This is a genomic window from Glycomyces lechevalierae, assembly GCF_027622945.1.
Taxonomy (GTDB): Bacteria; Actinomycetota; Actinomycetes; order Mycobacteriales; family Micromonosporaceae; genus Glycomyces; species Glycomyces rutgersensis.
The window spans coordinates 118,301-138,029 of the sequence record NZ_JAPZVQ010000008.1 but is presented as its reverse complement, the minus strand read 5'-3'; the positions used below and the strand labels follow the sequence as shown (position 1 = coordinate 138,029).

Genomic DNA, 19,729 nt, shown 5'->3' with positions numbered 1-19,729 from the left:
CGGCCCCCGCTCAGCACCCCGCCACGCGTCTGCGGCCCAGTGCCGCCGCCGGCGCGCGCGGCCCGATCCCGCCGCGCGCGCCGGTCGTAGTCGACGGCTGCCACCGAGTGAGCCGAGATCGCGTTCATGGCTTCAGGCTAGCGGCTTTTCAGGCGCTTCAGCGCCTCGTGTGCACGGGCTGAAGCCTGGATGGCGTCATCCACCTCGGTCATCCCCGATTCGGCGATGGCGTTCACCAAGAACGCGGCCGCCAGTGGTGCGGCGAACGAGGTGCCGCTCCAGACAGCGAAGCCGGACGAGAAGTCATCCGGATCGTGACTTTCCCGATGACGGTCGAGGAAGGCGGACTTGGCCCGACGGTCGGGCATCCTTGAACCCTTCGCCTCACAGGGATACGTGCTCACCAACCCGGCCCCGGTGGCGTAGCACGAAACCCAGGGGCCTTCGTTGGAGAACATCGCGACGTGCTGGTTCGGGTTCAGTGCACCGACACTGATCACCGGCGCCGCGTTCTCCGGCTGCGGATGCGCCGCGAAAGCCGCCGGGTAGAACGGTCGGTCAGAAGACTGGTTGCCCGCAGCGGCGACCACTGGGACCCCAAGCGCTGAAAGCCGATTGATCGCATCACCGATCCAGCCGCCGGGCTGATCGTCGGGGCTTTCATCGACGTAACCCATGGCGAGGACGACGACATCGACGTTGTAGGCCTCCTCGTCGCCGCGCCGAGCGGCTTCGACCTGATCGGCCACATGGTGCAGCGCCCCGATGACCTCATGTTCGTATGCCAATCCGTCGTTGTGCACCACCCGGAGCGAGTAGACCTGCACATCCGGGGATATCTGTCGGAGAAGACCGGTCATGAACGTGCCGTGCCCATAGTGGCTGGCCACTTCACCGATGAGGGTCGGTTCATGGACCGGACCCTCCCACGGGTCGTCCAGAGGGATAGCGGGGGAATCGGAATGTTCACCGATCTTGACCTGGAAGGCGTGGTCGACGACTACGAACGTGTCTTCATGCTCGGTCCGATCGGAAACGTCGAAGGCAGGATGCTTCGTCGGTACACCCGTGTCCAGGATGGCCACTCGGAGGCGTCGTCCCAGGCTCTTGCGGTCCGGCATCGGATTCACCATGTCGACCGGGATGCGGCCGAGAGAGTACGAGTGCCCGCCGCCCGGGGGCGGCTCGCCGTTTCCGGCTCCGGGGGTGCCTTTGGAGCAGATCATCAGGTGCTCGAGCCGGACCTTGTCGAGGATCTCACTAGGGAGGTTCGCCTCGTCGTTCACCGTCCGCAAACGCTGCAGGAGCGCCCAAGCGTCAACCGCTGCCTGGTCGCCGTGACTGCTGAGTACTGGAACACGGAATGAGCCCTGTCCGGCGACGATCGAGCTCGCGGACTGGCTCTCCAGCCACATGCCCGTGTTCTGGATGGCGCTTTCGAGCTTCTCGCGGGTATCCGAATCGTGGATGACCGACTCGTCGACGAGCAGCCGGTCGTAGCGGTAGATCGTGCCGACCGGGGCGGACTGGCCTGCGGTGCGGACGACCTGTCCCGGGGCGAGGACGCGGCCGCCGTGGCGGTCCAGTGTCGAGTAGGACAGCTCGGGCACGCCGCTCATGTGGTCGCGGCGGGGGTTGGGCTTCAGATGGGGTTCGTGATCGGCGAACACCAATCGCATGGGAGCTCCTCTGCTGGTCTCGGGGGTCTATGCGGTTGTCCGGTGAGGAGGGGGATCTCTTCGCGATCCATTCTCCCCGCCTGCCGCCACGCGCGGGGTACGGCGAACGCTGCGGGCGTTCACGTACGCGTGCGGCCAAGGGCCGCACGGGTACTCCGTCGCGGGGCGCCGATAGGTCGGGAGGCACTCAAGCCCGGAATGCCGTGAACGCCACGGGCTGGCGGGTATCACGACTTTCACCAGGGAAGAGACCGCCGAGTCCGTTCGGATACAAGAGATTCCCGAGAAATTCAGGTTGGCACGTTCCGGCGATGCGAGGGCGAAAGCCCGGGGGGCACGTGCCGGCGCTGCGTGCACAATGCCGGACACGCGAACGGCCGCGCCGACGGGATTCCGTCGGCGCGGCCGTGAGTCGGTGCGGGCTTAGTTGGAGGCGGACTGCCCCGCGGGCTTGTCCCCGACCTCGTCCATGATCCGGGCCTCTACCTCGGCGTCGGTCTCGCCCTGTTCGGTTTCGTCTTCTTCGTCTTCGATGATCTCGACGATGGGCTCGTCGTCCCAGGTCTCGATGTCGAATTCGCCGTCGCGGACGCCTTCGACGAAGGCCTCCCATTCGGACGGGGTGTAGATGAGGATGTCGCCGTCGGGGTCCTCGGCCATGCGGAGGGCGACCAGGCCGTTGTCGGCGTAGCCGATCTCGAGCGCGGCGGGCGTGCCGTCCTCGTGGGTGGTGCGTTCCCAGCGGGCGGTGGCAGTGTCGAACTCGCCCTTGAGCGGGTGCTCACGCTTCGTCATGGGCCAAGCATAAAAGGGCCCGAACCTCGCGGTCCGGGCCCCCTCAGCGCGGTTCGGCTAACCCTGATGCGGGTAGCGGTAGTCGGTGGGCGGCAGGAAGTTCTCCTTGATCGAGCGCGGGCTGACCCAGCGGACGAGGTTCTGCCAGGAGCCGGCCTTGTCGTTGGTGCCCGAGCCGCGGGAGCCGCCGAAGGGCTGCTGGCCGACGACGGCGCCGGTGGGCTTGTCGTTGATGTAGTAGTTCCCGGCGGCGAAGCGCAGTTCTTCACTCGCACGGGCGATCGCGGCCCGGTCGGTGGCGAAGACGGCGCCGGTGAGCGCGTACGGCGCGATGTCGGCGGCCTGGCGGACGACCGTGTCGAAGTCGCCGTCGTCGTAGACGTAGACGCCGTTGATCGGCCCGAAGTACTCGTCCGTGAACAGCTCGTGGGTCGGGTCGGTCGACTCGATCAGAGTGGGCTGCACGAAGAAGCCCTGCGAGTCGTCCGCGGCGCCGCCGGTGACGACGGTGGCCTTCGCGTCGCCTTGCAGGCGTTCGAAGAGCGCGGTGTGCTTGGCGAAGGCGCGGTCGTCGATGACGGCGCCGCCGAAGTTCGCGAAGTCGGTGACGTCGCCGTAGGTGATGTCCTCGGTCATGCCGACCACCGCGTCGCGGAGGCCGTTCCTCCACAGGGACGCGGGCACGTACGTGCGCGAAAGCGCCGAGCACTTCTGGCCCTGGTACTCGTACGCGCCGCGGACCATGGCCACGGCGAGGGACTGGAGGTCCGCGCTCGGGTGGGCGACGATGAAGTCCTTGCCGCCGGTCTCGCCGACGAGGCGCGGGTAGGTGCGGTACCCGGCGATGTTCTGCCCCACGGTCTTCCAGAGGTGCTGGAAGGTCTTGGTGGAGCCCGTGAAGTGGATGCCGCCGAGGTCGGGGTCGAGGAGGGCGGTCTCGCTGTGCTCGCCGACGCCGGTGACCATGTTGATGACGCCGTGCGGCAGGCCGGCCTCGAGGAGCACCTTCATCACGAAGTGCGCCGCGAACTGCTGGGTGGGCGAGGGCTTCCAGACGACGGTGTTGCCCATGAGGGCCGGGGCCGTGGGGAGGTTGCCGGCGATCGCCGTGAAGTTGAAGGGCGTGATGGCGAGGACGAAGCCGTCGAGCGGCCGGTGGTCGGTGCGGTTCCACAGGCCCTTGGAGGAGTTCGGCTGCTGCCGGTAGATGCCCTCGGCGAAGCTGACGTTGAAGCGCAGGAAGTCGATGAGCTCACACGCGGCGTCGATCTCGGCCTGCGCGGCGGTCTTGGACTGGCCGAGCATGGTGGCGCCGTTGAGCACGTCGCGGTAGGGGCCGGCGATGAGTTCGGCGGCGCGCAGGAAGATCGCGGCGCGGTCGGCGAAGTCGGTGCGGATCCAGTCGTGGCGGGCGGCCTTGGCGGCGGCGACCGCGTCGGCCCATTCGGCGGCGGTGGCCTCGCGGGCGACGCCGAGGACGTGGGCGCGCCGGTGGGGCTGGACGACCTTGATCTCGGCGCCCGCGCCGCGCCGCCACTCACCGGAGATGTTGAGGTCGAGGTCGAGCTGGGTGCTCGCGAGTTCCGCGAGCGTCTTCTGGAGGCTTTCGCGCTCCGGGGTGCCCGGCGCGTACGAATTGACCGGTTCGTTCTCCGGAGTGGGAACCGTAAACAAGGCGTCCATCGCGCCCTCCCGTCGAATCGATGGCTACTGCAGTTTCAAGTCTTTGATCAGTAGGCTACAAGACTCGCGGCCCTGTCGTCATCCTCGCACAGTTCGAGGGCTCCGACCTGGTACGAAGCCAACAAAGCAGGGCGGCGGTGTGATGTAAGCGCCCGAACGGGGATACGTACTCTGGGCTGGTGACTGAAACGCAGGAAGCGCAGACCCAGGAGCAGGAGACCGAGCGGAACGCCGCGGCCCCGCCGGAAGTGCGGCCCGGCCGCGTCGCGCTCTGGGTGCTCGGCGCCGCCGCGCTGCTCTCGCTCGCCGGAGTCGTCTTCTCGCTCTACCAACTCACCGGCATGGCCGACGGGCTCGACGACACCGGCGTCATGCTCCTCGCGAACAGCCTGTTCAGCCCCATCATCGTCACCGCCTTCGCGGGCGCGGTCGCGGGCATGGTCGTCCCGCGCCTACTGAAGGGCCCGCAGCGGGCCCTCACCGTCCTCGGATTCACCGTGATCGGCCTCATCGCCGCGGTCGTCGGCTACGCGAGCTTCGCCGTGGACGCCTCGATCGCGCTGGTCCTGGCGCTCGTGCTGCTCGGCTCCGCGATCGTCGGCGGCCTCTTCGCGCTCCCCAAGCGCAGCGTCACCGTCGTCGCCGGGCTCAGCGCCACCCTGCTGCTGCTGGTCTTCATGTTCGCGCGCGGCCTGTTCGAATCGGCCACCTCGGTGAGCCTCTTCTCGGACCCGCTCGACCAGTACGGCACCCTCGGCCGGATCCTGCCGTTCTTCGCGGGCCTCGCCTGCGGCATCTGCGCGTTCCTGTACCTGCGCAAGAAGAAAGCCGGCGTGAAGCTCCTCGGGCACCTGCTCGCCGGCGCCACCCCCGGCGCGATCTGGATGGTGTCCACGATCATCGCCCAGATCGGCGTCGAAGTGCTGCTCGGCGTCGGCCTCGACGAGGTCTCCCCGCTCGACGAGGCGTTCCTCTCGCTCAGCTTCCAGTGGCAGTACAACGGGTCGATGACCGCGATGTTCGCCGGAGCGTTCTGCGCCGTGCTCGCGTTCGGCCTGCTGCTGCCGAAGGCCCCTAAGGCCAAGGCCGCCAAGAGGTCCTGAAGCTCCGACGGGGCGTACCAGTCCAGCACGTTCGACTCGATGCGCTCCAGGTCGGGCTCCCCTGAGAGGAGCTCGGCCGCGATCTCGACCGCCGCGGCGGCGTCGTCCATGTGGATCGCCGCCACCTTCTTCAGCTTCACGCTGCCGTCGAACCGGGCGGCCGTGCTCCCCGGCTCCTCCGACACGAGGTCGTCCGGCACGTCCGCGGAGATCACCACCCGCCGCGGCGCCTGGTCGACCAGCCCCTTCGGCGACGCTTGCGAGCCGTCGATGAGGAGAGCCACCGACGCCAGCGCGGCGTCGGCGAACGCCGTGTACTCCAGGTCCTCGATGTCGGCGTTCGGCGCCTCGCGCTTGAGCCAGGCCGTCACGGTGTGGACGTTGAGGACCGGCCTCACCTCGCCGTGAGCGGCGAGGTGAGCCAGCATCTCCGCGTTCGCGGGAATGTAGATCCGGGTCGTCATGCCCTTAGTCTGCAGCTCCGCCAGGGGCTCCGTGGCAGCGCTTGTACTTCTTGCCCGAACCGCACGGGCAGGGCTCGTTCGGCCCGACCTTCTCGGACTGGCGCTGCTGCGGGTTCGCCTGCTTCGCCGGCGGCGCGGTCGACGCCTTGCGCGGACCGGCCGAGCGGGCCGACTTCGGGGCGACCTTCGCCGCGCCCTTCGTACCCGCGCCCGGAGTGCGCTTCACGGCGCGCTTCTGGCCGGGGACCGGCTTCGGCGGGCGCTTGAACACCGCGCCGTCCTCGGTCGTGGTCTGCTGCTCCACACCGCTCGCGGTGTCCATCGACGGCGCCGACTGGGTGAGCATCTCCGGCTTGCGCAGCGGCTCCAGGCCCCGGATCTGGGCCTCGGGCTCGGCCTGGCCCTCCGTCTTCTGCTTCAGCTCGGCGTTCATGAGGAACCGGACCGACTCCTCCTTGATGCCGTCGAGCATGGTCTGGAACATGTCGAAGGCCTCGCGCTGGTACTCGATGACCGGGTCGCGCTGCGCGTACGCCCGCAGGCTGATGCCCTGCTTGAGGTAGTCCACCTCGTACAGGTGCTCGCGCCACTTGCGGTCGATCGTCTGCAGCAGGACGCGCCGCTCGAGCTTGCGCAGGACCTCCTCGCCGAACTCCTCCTCGCGCGACGCGTACACCTCGTGCGCGTCCTCCTTGACGGCCTCGAGCAGGGTCTCGGCGTCGAGCTCGGTCAGGCCGCCGGCCTTCTTCACGAGCTCCTTGTGCGTGATCCCGATCGGGTAGAGCTGCTTGAAGGCGCTCCACAGCTCGTCCAGGTCCCAGTCCTCGGCGTAGCCCTCGCTGGTCGCGCCCGCGACGTACGCCTCGAGCGTGTCGTCGATGAAGTGCCCGATCTGCTCGGAGACGTCCTCGCCGTTGAGCACCTTGCGCCGCTCGTCGTAGATGACGGTGCGCTGGTTGTTCATGACCTCGTCGTACTTGAGGACGTTCTTGCGGATCTCGCCGTTGTGGCCCTCGATCTGCGACTGGGCGGACTCGATCTGGCGCGAGACCATCTTGGAGATGATCGGCACGTCGTCGGGGACGCGCAGCCGGTTCATCATGGCGCGCACCGCGTCCGCGTTGAAGCGCTTCATCAGGTCGTCCGAGAGCGAGAGGTAGAACCGCGACTCACCCGGGTCGCCCTGGCGGCCGGCGCGGCCGCGGAGCTGGTTGTCGATGCGGCGCGACTCGTGGCGCTCGGTGCCCAGCACGTACAGGCCGCCGGCGTCCTTCACGTCCTCGGCCTCGGCCTTGGTGGTCTCCTCGAACTTCTCGAGGGCCTCTTCCCAGGCGGCCGCGTAGGTCTCCTCGTCGGCCTCGTCGATCCCGCGCGCGCGCAGGTCGGCGGCGGCCAGGTACTCGGGGTTGCCGCCGAGCATGATGTCGGTGCCTCGGCCGGCCATGTTGGTCGCCACGGTGACGGCGCCGCGCTGGCCCGCCTGCGCGATGATGTCCGCTTCCTTCGCGTGGTTCTTCGCGTTGAGGACGTTGTGCGGGATGCCGCGCTTCTTCAGGAAGTGGCCGAGCATCTCGGACTTCTCGACCGAGGTGGTGCCCACGAGGATCGGCTGGCCGGTCTCGTGGCGCTCGGCGATGTCGTCCACGACCGCCTGGAACTTCGCCTCCTCGGTCTTGTAGATGACGTCGGACTGGTCCTTGCGGATCATCGGCTTGTTCGTGGGGATCGGGATGACGCCCATGCCGTAGACGTTGTTGAACTCGGCGGCCTCGGTCTGCGCGGTACCGGTGATGCCGCCGATCTTGTCGTACATGCGGAAGTAGTTCTGGAGGGTGGTGGTGGCGAACGTCTGGTTCTCCTGCTTGATGTCCACCTTCTCCTTGGCCTCGATGGCCTGGTGGATGCCCTCGTTGAAGCGGCGCCCGGGGAGCACGCGGCCGGTGAACTCGTCCACGATGAGGACTTCGTCGCTGTCGGAGACGATGTACTCGCGGTTGCGCTCGAACAGCTCGTGCGCCTTGATCGCGTTGTTGAGGTAGCCGACGAGCGGGGTGTTCACCGAGTCGTACAGGTTCTCGATGCCGAGGCGGTCCTCGACGCGGGCGACGCCGACCTCAGTGATCGCGATGGTGCGCTTGCCCTCGTCGACCTCGTAGTGCTCGTCGCGCTTCATGCTGCGGACGATCTCCGCGAACTCCTTGTACCAGCGCGGCGTGTGCTCGGCGGGGCCGGAGATGATGATCGGGGTGCGGGCCTCGTCGATGAGGATCGAGTCGACTTCGTCGACGAGCGCGAAGTTGTGGCCGCGCTGCACGAGGCTCTCGGCGGAGCTGGTCATGTTGTCGCGCAGGTAGTCGAACGCGAGCTCGTTGTTCGTGGAGTACGTGATGTCGCAGTTGTAGGCCTCGCGGTGCTTCTCCGCGCCTTCGCCCGGGAGCACGACGCCGACGGTGAGGCCGAGGAAGCGGTGGATCTCGCCCATCCACTCCGCGTCGCGTCGCACCAGGTAGTCGTTGACGGTGACCTGGTGCACGCCTTTGCCGGTGAGGCCGTTGAGGTAGACCGGGAGCGTGGAGACGAGGGTCTTGCCCTCACCGGTCTTCATCTCGGCGATGTTGCCCTGGTGCAGGGCGGCGCCGCCCATGATCTGCACGTGGTAGTGCCGCATGCCGCGGACGCGCTTGGCGGCCTCGCGCACGGTGGCGAACGCCTCGGGCATGAGGTCGTCGGTGGTCTCGCCGTCTTTCAGGCGCTCTTTGTACTCGTCGGTGAGCGCGCGGAGCTCCGCGTCGGTCATCGCCTCGTACTCGTCCTCCAAGGAGTCGACCGCATCGGCGATCGCGTTGAGCCGCTTGAGCGCACGGCCTTCGCCGGCTCGCAGTACCTTCTCGAACAACGACACGGAAGATCAGCTCCCACAGCAACGTCTCGGCCAAATCGGGTGGATTTCCCGGTCAATAGTACGCGTCGTCGGCGGCTGGTCCCGAGTGCCGCCGGTGGGGCACAATCGGTCCCTATGGAACCCGTCACCCTCACCGCCGACGGCCTGCGACTCGTCGCGTGGGAGCAGCGGCACATGTCCGGTCTGGCCGAGATCTACGCCGACCCGCTCATCGAGCGCTTCCTCGTGATGCCGCTGCCGTGGTCGGGCACCGCGCGGGAGCGTTTCGTGTGGCTGCAGGAGCGGCACTGGCAGGGCGGGAACCCGCGCTGGGCGGTCGTGGACGAGGACGGCGCGCTCGTCGGCTCGATGGCGCTCACCAAGTCGTTCCCGTACGAACTGGTGATCACGTACGTGACCGCGCCGTGGGCGCGGGGGCGCGGCGTGGCCCAGCGGGCGATCCGCGCGGCCGTGAAATTCGGGTTCGACAACCTGGGCGCCAAGCGCATCGCGTGGGACGCGATCGTGGGGAACCACGCGTCGCGGCTCGCGGCGGTCCGCACCGGCTTCACCGTCGAGGGCATCGCCCGCAACGGGGTGCACCAGCGCGGCGTCTCGCGCGACTGCTGGGTCGGCGGGATCCTCCCCGGGGAGATCCGCGGGCCCGAGGACCCGCCCGGGGACTACCCGGTCCTCAAGCGGCAGGCCGGGTTCTTCCTGGCCGAGCGGCGCGAGCTGGAGACCGGCGCGGCCGGGCTGCGGCTGCGGCCGATCCGCGAGACCGACCTGGACGACCTGGTCGCGAGCTGCCAGGACGAGGACGTGCAGCGCTGGACGACCGTCCCGGGCCCGTACACGAGGGCGATGGGCGAGGCCTGGCTGGCCGAGAGCGCGCAGCGCTGGGACCGCGGCACCTCGGCGATGTTCGTGCTCGCGGACGCCGACGACCGCTTCAGCGGCGCGGTCGAGCTGGGGCTCCGGGCGCCCGGCGAGGCCGAGATCGGGTATTACTGCTCGCCGTGGGCGCGGGGCCGGGGCTGGATGACGGCGGCCGTGCAGCGGTTGTGCGAGCTGGGCTTCGAGGAGCTGGGGCTCGAGCGGATCGACTGGCGCGCGGTCGTCGGGAACGAGGCCTCGCGGCGGGTCGCCGAGAAGGCCGGGTTCACCGTCGAGGGCACGCGCAGGGGCCTCAGCCACGGCTCGGACGGGCGCGTCGACTCGTGGATCGGGAGCCGCCTCCGCGAGGACCCGGCCTGAGCCCCGCCTGAACCGGGTCCCGACCCGGACTGAACGTGAATTCCGTTCCGCGAATGGTTGACGGGACGGTGCCGCCCCTGCTTGGCTGAAAGCGTGGATGACTTCGCGCCCGTCGAGTCGACCGCGTTCTCGCTGCGCCCCGCGTCCGAGGACGTGCGGCTCGACGGCGTGCAACTCGAATGCGGGTTCGCGCCCGACGCGATCGCGTACGGCCCCGAAGGCGAGGCCGTCTGGGGCGCGCTGGGCTTCGAGAGCGCCGGCGGCACGGTCCTCGTGCGGTACTGGGTCGCGCCCCAGCGGCGCGGCAAGCATCTGGCGGCGGCGATGCTGCGGGCGGCCGTCCCGGGCGTGTTCGCCCAGGGCGCGAACCGCCTCGAGGCGCGGCCGCCGGTGCGCGACCAGGCTGCGATCCGCGCGGCCATGCGGGCCGGGTTCCGGCCCGACGGGGGCGTGGCGCGCGGCGGCGCCTGGGACGGCACCGAGGCGCTCATGCTCGGCCTGCTGCCCGGGGACGGGCCGGGGCCGACCCCGCGCGTGCTGCCGGACCTGCCGGGCGGGAGCCTCCGCGACGACGTGATCGCGCTGCGGCCCTTGACCCCTGACGATTTCGAGGCGCACCTGCGGCACCGCTCGCGGCCCGAGGTGTACTCCGGCGCGGTCCTGCCGCTGCCGCCGAGCCCGCGGGAGGCCCGCGAGGTCTGCGAGTGGCGGGCGGCCGTCGAATGGCTGCGCGGGCGCAGCGCCCTCATGGTCATCGACGACGGCGAGGGCTACCAGGGCACGATCGGGCTCTACGACGTCGCGCGCATCGTCGGCACCGGCATGATCGGCTACGACCTGCGGCCCGAGACGCGCGGGCGCGGGTACGCGACACGCGCGGTGCGGCTGGTGCGGCGGTGGGCGTTCAAGGAGGTCGGGCTCGACCGGGTGTGGGCGGGGACGGACATCCACAACACCGCGTCGCAGGCCGTGCTGCGCCGTGCCGGGTTTCGCCTCGAAGGCGTCGAAAGGGGCGGTCTGCCGACCCTCGCAGGCAGGCGGCGCGACACGCTGCTGTGGGCTTCGCTAAGTGCCGATTGACGTGCAACCCAACAGGTGGGGCCGAGCGTCGAAGCTATAGTGATCCAGTCACTTCGCTTTGTGGAGGAACCCCCTTTGAAGTTCAAGCCCGCGCGCGCGATAGCGGTGCTGTCCCTGGTGCTGGTCATGGGCGCCTGTGCAGCGCCCCAGACCGGGACGTTCACGCCCGCGCCCATCGTCCCTGAGGTGTCCATGGACGCCGTCGAAGAACAGGACCCGACGGCTCCTTTCACCCTGTCCGTGGTCGACGGCATCCTCGAAGAGGTCAATGTCACGTCCGACCGCTCCGAGACCATCGACGGCTCGTTCTCCGAGGACCTGACGAGCTGGACCTCCGAAGGCGTCCTCGACGCCGGCTCGACCCACACCGTGGTCGCGAAGGCCGTCAGCTCGGACGGCACCGTGACCGAGTTCGAGCAGCAGTTCACGACTGAAGCGCGCGAGAGCTCGGGCTTCGAGGTCGCGGACGTCACGCCCGTGGCCGAGGGCGAGGAGGTCGGCGTCGGCGCGCCGATCATCGTCACGTTCACCGAGGACGTCCCCGACCGCGCCGCCGTCGAGAAGCTGCTCGTCGTCGAGTCCGAGAAGCCCCACGAGGGCGCCTGGCGCTGGATCGACGACGACACCGTCATCTACCGGACCAAGGACTACTGGGAGGGCCACCAGACGGTGACCTTCACCGCGAACCTCGAGGGCGAGTTCCTCGGCGACGACACGTGGGGCGGCGAGGACTACACCGCCCAGATGGTCATCGGCGAGTCGCAGATCTCCCGCGCCGACCTCGACTCGCACACGATGACCGTCGAGGTCGACGGCGAAGTCGCCCGCGAGATCCCGATCAGCGGCGGCAACGGCGAGGAGTTCGAGTACTACACCGCCACCGGCACCCACCTGGTGATGGAGAAGTTCGAGAAGAAGACCATGGTCTCCCCCGGCAAGGAGGAGGGCGACGAGGGCTACTACTCGACGGACGTCAACTGGGCCACCCGCATCAACGCCACCGGCGAGTTCGTCCACGGCGCGCCGTGGAACGGCAGCCTGGGCCAGGCGAACCTCTCGCACGGGTGCCTGAACGCCAGCGAGACCGACGCCGAGTGGTTCTACCACATGGCGCAGCGCGGCGACCCGGTCGAGGTCGTCGGGGACTCCTCCCCGCGCGAGATGCCCTGGGACAACGGCTGGGGCTACTGGGTGATGTCCTTCGACGAGTGGAAGGAGGGCTCGGCCCTCTAGGCCGGACCCCCCGAACCCCCACCCCTGCAAGAGAAGTGAACATGGAACGAGGCCCCGGGCGCGAGCCCGGGGCCTCGTCCGGTCCGGATGCCACCCCTCAGAAACATCCGGACCGAAGAGGAAAGTCCCCCCTCTTCGACGGCGCCCGTGTGCGCGGCGCCGTGGTCCTTCTAGAGGTCGAGCCGCAGCAGGCCGTAGTCGAAGGCCCGGCGGCGGTAGACGACCGACGGGCGGCCGCTCTCCTTGTCGTGGAACAGGTAGAAGTCGTGGCCGACCAGCTCCATGTTCTGGAGGGCGTCGTCGACGGTCATCGGTTCGCCCGGGTGGATCTTCTCGCGGACGATGCGGCCCGGCAGGTGGTCCTCGACGAGGCCGTCGAAGTGGTCGACGTCCTCGGAGATGAAGTGCGCCGCGGCGGCGTCCTTCGTCTCGGGTTCGGCGAGCAGGGTGCCGTTCATGCCGTTGCCGTTGGAGGTGGCCTTGGAGACCGACATCGGGGTCTTGGACCCCCCGCGCGAGACGCGCTTGCGGTCGGTGTTCTTGCGGAGCTGGTGCCCGAGCTTGGTCACGGCCAGCTCGAACGCGGACCGGAAGTCCCCGGCGCAGGCTTCGGCGCGCATGACCGTCCCTTTCGGACGGCACGTGATCTCCACTCGCTGAGCGTGATCGGCCTGGCGGGGGTTGGGCTCGTGATAGAGCTCGACGTCGATGTCGATCGCTTCCCCGTCGTAACGGGCGAGGTATTTCGCGATCTTGGATTCGATCTTCTCCTCGACGAGCTCGCGGTAGTGGTCGGGAACTTCCACATTGCGGCCCTTGACGACGATGTCCACCTCTGAACCTCCCAGGTGCATCCCGCGCCTTCGGCTGCGGTGATGCGAACGTAGTTGTGCGTGCTGGGTCCGGAGCCGATGGTCCGGTACGGCGGAAGGAGCGACCTCCTCTCACGGGTGGGGACGACCTGGGATTCCGCGCCTCTGGAATTGGGGGCGTTCACCTTTGGGCCATCTGGCCTCTGCCGTCTCGTTACCGATCTGAGATTTCGAGACTATCCCCTCGGCTACCGAAAGTCGACCCTTCGGCTACGGGAATTCTCCAATGCCAATGGGTACGCGCGCGCGAAATTCGGCGGACTGGAGATAACTCTTCGCATTCGCGGTCGAAGCGGCGTTCAACGTCTTGTCGTCTTGCCGACAGGGAGAGGGGTACCCGCCGGTACCGTCCCGTGAACCACTCCAGCCCCACCCTCCCACTTCGATCACGCCGCGGCGATGGCGATCGCCGCAGGGACGCGGACCCCCGCGGCGCGCAGGACCGCGGCCGCGGCGGCGAGGGTCGCGCCGGTCGTCACGATGTCGTCGACGAGGACCGCGGGCCGGCCGAGGGCGACGAGGGCTGCGAGGCGGCGCGGGACGGGGTGGAGGCTCTGCCGGGCCGCGGCGGCTCGCTCGGCCGGGGTGAGGCCCACCGAGTCGGGCCGGGGCCGCGCCCGCAGGCACGGATACCGGTCGCCGAGGCCGGCGCAGGCGGTCGCCACATGGTCGAAGCCGCGGGCGCGGCGGGCGGCGCGGGTGGGCGGGACCGGCACGAGCACGGCGTCCGGGACCTCGGCGGCCACGACCGCCAGCGCGCGCCCGAGGACGGCGCCGAGGGCGGGGGCGAGTTCGCGGCGGGAGCGTTCCTTGAACTCGTTGAGCGCTTCGGCGAGCACGCCGTCGTAGGGCCCGCCCGCGACGACGGGCGGCGCGGTGCGCACCGCCGGCGTGGCGAGGACGGGGCGGCGGGCGAGCAGGTCGGCGGCGCATGGTGCGCACAGACCGCTGCCCGCCGCCGGCGCGCTCCGGCAGGAGGCGCAGGCGGCGGGCAGGAACAGGTCCCGTGCGTCCTCGGTGAGTCTCACCGGGGACTAACGAGGGTCAGGCCCTCAGGGTCACCGCGGGGGGGATGCGGCTGGCGCGCCAGGCGGGGTAGACGCCGGCGACGACGCCCACGACCGCGCCGATGATCGGCCCGGCGGCGAACAGCATCGGGTCGAACACGATCTGCCAGTCGCGGTAGAGCGAGACGATCGCGGTGACGTTGACGCCGAGGACGGTGCCGAAGAGGCCGCCGATGAGTCCGATGAGGGTGGATTCCCACACGAACTGCATGGCGACGGCCCGGCGGGCGGCGCCGACGGCGCGGCGCAGGCCGATCTCGCTGCGGCGCTCCATGACCGAGACGAGCGCGGTGTTGGACACCGAGACGGCGCCGATGACGAGCGAGACGCCGGCGAGGCCGAGCAGGAGGGCCTGCATCTCGTTCTCCACGCCCTTGCGGAAGTTCCGCAGGTCCGAGGGCTTGGTGACCGAGAGGTTCTCCGCGCCTTCGGGGAAGACGGCGGTCGGGGCGGTCTGGGCGACCTTGTCGGCGGCGCCGAGGTCGGTGCGGATGAAGACCTGCGCGGCCCCGTACTCGGCGTCGCCGGCGGTGCACGGGGTCGGCGGGACGATGACGGCGCCGGTGAGCTTGGCTTCGCCTTCGGGGGCGGTGTAGATGCCGACGAGGGCGTACTCCTGGCCGTCGAGGTAGATCATCGGGCCGCCTTCAAGCGAGGCGTAGCCGAGGTCGCGGGCGGCGGACTCGTCGATGACGGCGACTTTGTCGTCGCGTTCGACGTGCCCGGTGTCGAAGGCCGCGCCTTCGACGAACTCGAAGCCGTAGGCGTCCATGGCGCCCGGTTCCATGCCGAAGACCGGCACCTCGCGCAGGTAGTCCTGGGACTCGGTGCGGGAGGCCTGGCGGTCTTCGCTCGAGGCGCAGAAGATCCCGGCGTCCTCGACGCCGATGATGTCGCGCACCCGCTCGCTGGACTCCAGCGTGGGCACGAAGCCGGCGTCGCGCATGTTGTCGGAGAACGAGACGGTGACCTGGGTGGCCTCGGTCGCGTTGAAGCGCTCGGCGATGGCGGCGGCCGAGGTGGACGAGAGACCCACGGTGGCGACGGTGGCGGCGATGCCGAGGGCGATGCCGATGGCGGTCATCCAGGTGCGCATGGAGCGCCCGCGCAGGGACTGGAACGCCTCGTAGGCGATGCCCATGCTGCGGACCCCGAAGCGGCCCTGGCGTTTCGGCACGGCGCCCTTGGCGGCCTCGCGCTCCGCCTTGCGGTCCGCCTTGTCCGCCTTCTTGGCGGCGCGGCGGGCCTTGCGGCCGAGCGGTTCGGCGGCGGTCGCGTCGCCTTCGGACGGACCGTCCCCTGTGGAGATGTACTCCAGGAGTTCGGTGTCGGTCTCGGGGTCGCGGCGCTTGCGGGCCATCAGGCGCTGTCCCGGTCGCGCCAGGCGATCACGACCTCGTCGTCTTTGGCGAGTTCGCCGTCGACGGCCTCGACGACGCCGCGGCCGTCGTGGCGCAGGGTCACCTCGACCTCGACTTGGCGCTCCTTCTGGTCGTCGCCTTCGACGACGGTGAGCATGGTGCGGTCCTCGCTGTCGGTCCACAGGGCCGAGAGCGGCACGATGAGCGCGTCCTCGGCCGAGCGGGCCAGGATGAGCGTGACCTCCTGCTCCTCGCCGGGGGCGAGGTCGTCGATCCCCTCGACCTTCTCGGCGTCGAACTCGAAGACGGCGTAGGTGACCTCGGTGGTCTGGGCCTCGCCCTCCTCGCCTTCGAACCCGCCTTCCTCGCCTTCGGCGGCCTCTTCGCGCTCCTCGAGCTCGAACGCGCCGACCTCCTGGCCCTCCATCGGGCCGTCGCCGAACTCGAGTTCGGCGTCCTCGCCGAGCTGCGAGAGCTGCTTGGCGGTCTCCTCGTCGAGCTTGGCCTCGAGCTTCCAGTCGCCGGAGGCGAGCGTCATCACGGGCTGGTCGGTGCCGACGGGCGCGGACTGCTTGGCGTTGATCTTGCTGACCTGCATGGGCAGGTCCGGCAGGAAGACGATCTCGGACGAGGGCACGGTCACGCGCTCGACCGTGGCGGCCTGGCCGCCGCCGGTGTTCTCGTCGCCGCCGGCGGTCTCGTCGGTGTTCTCGGTGTTCTCTTCGCCTTCGGTGTCCTCCTGGGCGACCTCTTCGGAGGTCGTGGCGTGGTCGTATCCGGCGTTGTCGTAGAGCTTCTTGACGTCCGCGACGGTGCGCGCGTCGAACGTTCCGGTCTTCGGCGTGCCGTAGATCTGCTGGAGCGCGAGCTGCAACTGCTCGACGTCCGGCCCGGTGTCGCCTTCCTTGAGGTCGCGGTAGGCGGGCACGTCGCCTTCGAGGGCGATCATCGGGCGGCCGGAGACCTCCAAGAGGACCGTGCCGGCCTTGACCTCGTCGCCGACCTCGAGCGGGAGCTTCGAGGCCAGCGCGGTCTCGATCCCCTCGGGTGCGGCCGGGGCGGGGACGTCGTAGTCCCCCGTGCGGTTGAGTTCCGCGTCGAAATCGAGCGTGTCGATCAGCTGGTCCTGGTCGACCCGGACGGTGATCACACTGTCCTCGGGTTCGGCCGTCTCCTCGGCGCGCTGCGCCGGGGTGCGCGCCTGCAGCGCGAAGTACCAGGCGGTGCCGGTAGCGCCGAGCAGCGCTAGAGCGAGCACCCCGCTGACGACATGGCTTTTCTTGAGCCGCATGTTTGTGTCCTCCTCCACCGCCAAGACGCGTGGAAGGAAGGGTCCAGTTGCGGCCGAATCATCTCGATTCGGTAACGCCCCTTGCGGGACGGGGCCTCAGTTGTTCAAGCCGACGGACTTCATGCGGTCCTGGTGCGCGCGGGTGAGGCGGCGCAGGAGTGCGTCGAGGGTGCCGCCGTCGCCCACGATGATCCCGGTGAGGCGCTCGTTGGCGGCGGCCACGCCCTGGGCGCGGTTGATGCCCTCGCCGACGAGGCGGCGGGCCCACAGCGAGAGGCGGCCGGTGACGGCGGGGTCGGCCTCGACGGCGGCGCGGATCTCGGCGGCGGCCAGGTCGGAGGCCCCGGTCTCGGCGAGGACGGTCTCGATGAGGGTGCGGTCCCGCTCCTCGAGCCCGGCGGAGACGACGCGGAAGAAGTCGTCGGCGACGGCGTCGCCGAGGTAGACCTTCACGAGCGCTTCGAGCCAGTCGCGCGGGGAGGTGGAGGCGTCGAAGGAGCGGAAGGCCTCCTTGAACGGCGCCATGGCGTCCCCGGGGTCGGCGCCGAGCTCGCTCAGGCGGTCGGCGAGGAGCCGGTAGTTGCGAATCTCACCTACGGCCGCTTCGGAGAGGGCGGCGCGGCGGCCGAGGTCGGGGGCGAGCCTCGCGTCGTAGACCATCCGTTCGAACGCGAGCAGTTCGCCGAGGGCAAGCAGCCCAAGGAGATCGATCACGGCTTCGCGGCTGGGGGCCGCGGCGGCGGGGGCCGGGTCGTCGGGTCGCGCGGCGGGATCAGTTGTCTCGGACACGGGGGCAGGTTACCACTGGCCCGGAGTGCCCTTCGTCTTCACGGGTTGTCGCAAACCGGACCGATATACATGTCTTCGCAGGTCGGCAGGGGCCCGAACGGGTGAGTCCGCCCACGTCGGGAGCCTCGTGGCAGCGTCGCTCCGAGACGGAGGTGCGTCCGGGGCGTACGATGGACGGGAGCGACCGCGGCCATCTGGTGGCAGTCCCCTCGACGAAGCTCGCGAACCTCGGTTCGAACCATGCGAGAGCGGCGATGCGAGAGCGGTCCTCGAACGCGGTACCGGCGCCAGGCGCCGGCCCGCTCCTGCGAAGCGGCGACTTCCCGAATCCGGCGGTCGTCGCCGCTGTATGACGAGACTAAATGTGGCGCCGAGTTCCCCGGATCTGGTGACGTCCTCCGCCACGAGGTGAACAGAGTGAACGAAACGAACAGCGACCGGCCCAAGAACGAGGGGCCGACCTTCGCCCAGCTGGGCGTCAGAGAAGAGACCGTCGAAGCGCTTGCGGCGCTTGGCATCGAACGGGCCTTCGCCATCCAGGAGTACGCGATCCCCATCGCGCTCCGCGGCTCGGACATCATCGGCCGCGCCCCCACCGGCACCGGCAAGACCTTCGGGTTCGGCCTGCCGATCATCGACCGCATCTCCTCCGCCGAGGAGGGCGCGAGCGGCAAGCCGCAGGCGCTGATCCTCGTCCCCACCCGCGAACTGGGCCTCCAGGTCGCGCGGGACCTCGAGGACGCGGGCAAGACCCGCGGCATCCGGGTCCTCCCGATCTACGGCGGCCGGGCCTACGAGCCCCAGGTCGAGGCGCTCAAGGCGGGCGTCGACATCATCGTCGGCACCCCCGGACGGCTCCTGGACCTGTACAAGTCCAAGCACATCAAGCTCGACGCGATCGCGCACTGCGTCCTGGACGAGGCCGACCGCATGCTCGACCTCGGCTTCTCCGAGGACGTCGAGAAGATCCTCAAGCTCCTCCCCGAGGAGCGCCAGACGATGCTGTTCTCGGCGACGATGCCCGACACGATCATGTCGCTCTCGCGCCGCCACATGCACCGGCCCATGACCGTGGCCGCCGACGTGACCGGCCCCGACCAGGAGGCGGCGAACAACACCCGCCAGCTGGTCTACATGACCCACTCCATGAACAAGGTCGAGGTCACCGCCCGGATCCTCCAGGCCCGCGAACGCGGCCTCACGATCCTGTTCTGCCGCACCAAGCGCGCCGCGCAGAAGGTCGCGGACGAGCTCGACTTCCGCGGCTTCGCGGTCGGCTCCGTCCACGGCGACCTGGGCCAGAACGCGCGCGAGCGGGCCCTGCGGGCCTTCCGCGCCGGGAAGATCGACGTGCTCGTGGCGACGGACGTGGCCGCCCGCGGCATCGACGTCCCCGACATCACGCACGTGATCAACTACGACGCGCCCGAAGAGGCCGACACCTACGTGCACCGCATCGGCCGCACCGGCCGCGCGGGCGCGACCGGCATCGCGGTCACCTTCCTCACCTGGGAGGACCTGCCGCGCTGGAAGATCATCGTCAAGGCCAACAACCTCGACATCGGCGAGCCGGTCGAGACGTACCACACGTCCGACCACCTCTACACGGACCTGGACATCCCCGAAGGGGCGCCGTCGGCGCTCCCGAGCGAGCTCCGCAAGCGCGACGGCCTGAGCGCCGAGCGCGAGGAGAACGTCGAGGGCGACAGCCGCAAGTCCGCTCGCGGCCGAGGCCGTGGCCGCGGCGACCGCGATCGCGGCCGGGGCGGCTCCGACCGCCGCGGCGGCGGCCGCTCGGGCGGGCGCGGCGAGCGCTCCTCCTCGGGCGATCGCGAGACCGCGCCTGAGCGCATCACTGTCGACGAGAGCGGCACGGTCAAGGCCGGCACGGACGGCGAGGCTCCGGCCCCGCGCAGCCGCCAGCGCCGCCGTATCCGCACGGAAGGCGAAGGGGCCGAGGCGAAGGCCCCCCGCGAGTCCAATCCCGCCGAGAGCGCTCCTGAGGCCGACGGCGACGCCCCGGCCCGCCGACGCCGCCGCCGTCGCCGCCCCACCGGCGACAGCGACCGCCAGTCGACCGCCGAATAGGCAAAAGCGAAGCGGGGGGGGGGGGGGGGGGGGGGGGGGGGGGGGGGCAGGGGGGGGGGGGGGGGCGGGGCGGGCGCAGGGGCGCG

The 19,729-nt window shown here is 69.9% G+C and carries 14 protein-coding genes and 1 pseudogene; 5 read left to right on the top strand and 10 right to left on the bottom strand.

Annotated features, from left to right (window positions below):
* Positions 1 to 137 precede the first annotated feature (137 nt).
* The 3 genes from O2L01_RS14525 to pruA all read right to left on the bottom strand — a co-directional run bounded on the left by O2L01_RS14525 (position 138) and on the right by pruA (position 4,157).
* A complete protein-coding gene (locus O2L01_RS14525) occupies positions 138 to 1,679 on the bottom strand; it encodes a S8 family peptidase (RefSeq protein ID WP_270122674.1) in 1,542 nt (513 codons plus the stop codon).
* 423 nt (positions 1,680 to 2,102) lie between these two features.
* Positions 2,103 to 2,474, bottom strand: a complete 372-nt coding sequence (locus tag O2L01_RS14520; RefSeq protein ID WP_270122673.1) for a DUF397 domain-containing protein — start codon at positions 2,472 to 2,474, stop codon at positions 2,103 to 2,105.
* 57 nt (positions 2,475 to 2,531) lie between these two features.
* The gene (gene pruA / locus O2L01_RS14515) at positions 2,532 to 4,157 is read right to left on the bottom strand and encodes an L-glutamate gamma-semialdehyde dehydrogenase (RefSeq protein ID WP_270122672.1); all 1,626 of its coding nucleotides are present in this window, start codon (positions 4,155 to 4,157) and stop codon (positions 2,532 to 2,534) included.
* A 179-nt stretch (positions 4,158 to 4,336) separates the two neighbouring features.
* Here pruA and O2L01_RS14510 point away from each other — a divergent pair, with 179 nt between their 5' ends.
* Positions 4,337 to 5,260, top strand: coding sequence for a hypothetical protein (locus O2L01_RS14510; RefSeq protein WP_270122671.1), 924 nt, complete (start codon positions 4,337 to 4,339; stop codon positions 5,258 to 5,260).
* Between the two features lie 47 nt (positions 5,261 to 5,307).
* Here the strand turns inward: O2L01_RS14510 and O2L01_RS25680 are convergent.
* Positions 5,308 to 5,688: pseudogene (locus tag O2L01_RS25680) on the bottom strand (DUF6912 family protein); the annotation flags it as partial.
* A gap of 40 nt (positions 5,689 to 5,728) precedes the next feature.
* Positions 5,729 to 8,626, bottom strand: coding sequence for a preprotein translocase subunit SecA (gene secA, locus O2L01_RS14500; RefSeq protein WP_270122669.1), 2,898 nt, complete (start codon positions 8,624 to 8,626; stop codon positions 5,729 to 5,731).
* A gap of 114 nt (positions 8,627 to 8,740) precedes the next feature.
* Here secA and O2L01_RS14495 point away from each other — a divergent pair, with 114 nt between their 5' ends.
* The 3 genes from O2L01_RS14495 (at position 8,741) to O2L01_RS14485 (ending at position 12,175) form a co-directional block, all read left to right on the top strand.
* Positions 8,741 to 9,862, top strand: a complete 1,122-nt coding sequence (locus O2L01_RS14495; protein WP_270122668.1) for a GNAT family N-acetyltransferase — start codon at positions 8,741 to 8,743, stop codon at positions 9,860 to 9,862.
* A 93-nt stretch (positions 9,863 to 9,955) separates the two neighbouring features.
* Entirely contained in the window at positions 9,956 to 10,942 is a 987-nt protein-coding gene (locus O2L01_RS14490; RefSeq protein ID WP_270122667.1) for a GNAT family N-acetyltransferase, read from the top strand.
* A 75-nt stretch (positions 10,943 to 11,017) separates the two neighbouring features.
* Positions 11,018 to 12,175 (top strand): L,D-transpeptidase, encoded by a 1,158-nt coding sequence (locus O2L01_RS14485; protein WP_270122666.1) that lies wholly within the window; start codon positions 11,018 to 11,020, stop codon positions 12,173 to 12,175.
* A gap of 170 nt (positions 12,176 to 12,345) precedes the next feature.
* Here the strand turns inward: O2L01_RS14485 and hpf are convergent, their stop codons facing one another.
* The 5 genes from hpf to O2L01_RS14460 all read right to left on the bottom strand — a co-directional run bounded on the left by hpf (position 12,346) and on the right by O2L01_RS14460 (position 17,555).
* Positions 12,346 to 13,008, bottom strand: coding sequence for a ribosome hibernation-promoting factor, HPF/YfiA family (gene hpf, locus O2L01_RS14480; protein WP_270122665.1), 663 nt, complete (start codon positions 13,006 to 13,008; stop codon positions 12,346 to 12,348).
* Positions 13,009 to 13,433: 425 nt separating this feature from the next.
* Positions 13,434 to 14,075, bottom strand: a complete 642-nt coding sequence (locus O2L01_RS14475; RefSeq protein WP_270122664.1) for a ComF family protein — start codon at positions 14,073 to 14,075, stop codon at positions 13,434 to 13,436.
* A 16-nt stretch (positions 14,076 to 14,091) separates the two neighbouring features.
* Complete coding sequence (locus O2L01_RS14470; RefSeq protein ID WP_270122663.1) at positions 14,092 to 15,474, bottom strand: ABC transporter permease; 1,383 nt, start codon at positions 15,472 to 15,474, stop codon at positions 14,092 to 14,094.
* Positions 15,474 to 16,766, bottom strand: coding sequence for a peptidoglycan-binding domain-containing protein (locus O2L01_RS14465; RefSeq protein WP_270122662.1), 1,293 nt, complete (start codon positions 16,764 to 16,766; stop codon positions 15,474 to 15,476). Before O2L01_RS14465 ends, O2L01_RS14470 begins: the two co-directional genes overlap by 1 nt.
* 96 nt (positions 16,767 to 16,862) lie before the next feature.
* Positions 16,863 to 17,555 (bottom strand): ferritin-like fold-containing protein, encoded by a 693-nt coding sequence (locus O2L01_RS14460; RefSeq protein WP_270122661.1) that lies wholly within the window; start codon positions 17,553 to 17,555, stop codon positions 16,863 to 16,865.
* Positions 17,556 to 17,972: 417 nt separating this feature from the next.
* Between O2L01_RS14460 and O2L01_RS14455 the strand changes: the two genes are divergently transcribed.
* Entirely contained in the window at positions 17,973 to 19,643 is a 1,671-nt protein-coding gene (locus O2L01_RS14455) for a DEAD/DEAH box helicase (protein ID WP_270122660.1), read from the top strand.
* Positions 19,644 to 19,729 lie beyond the last annotated feature (86 nt).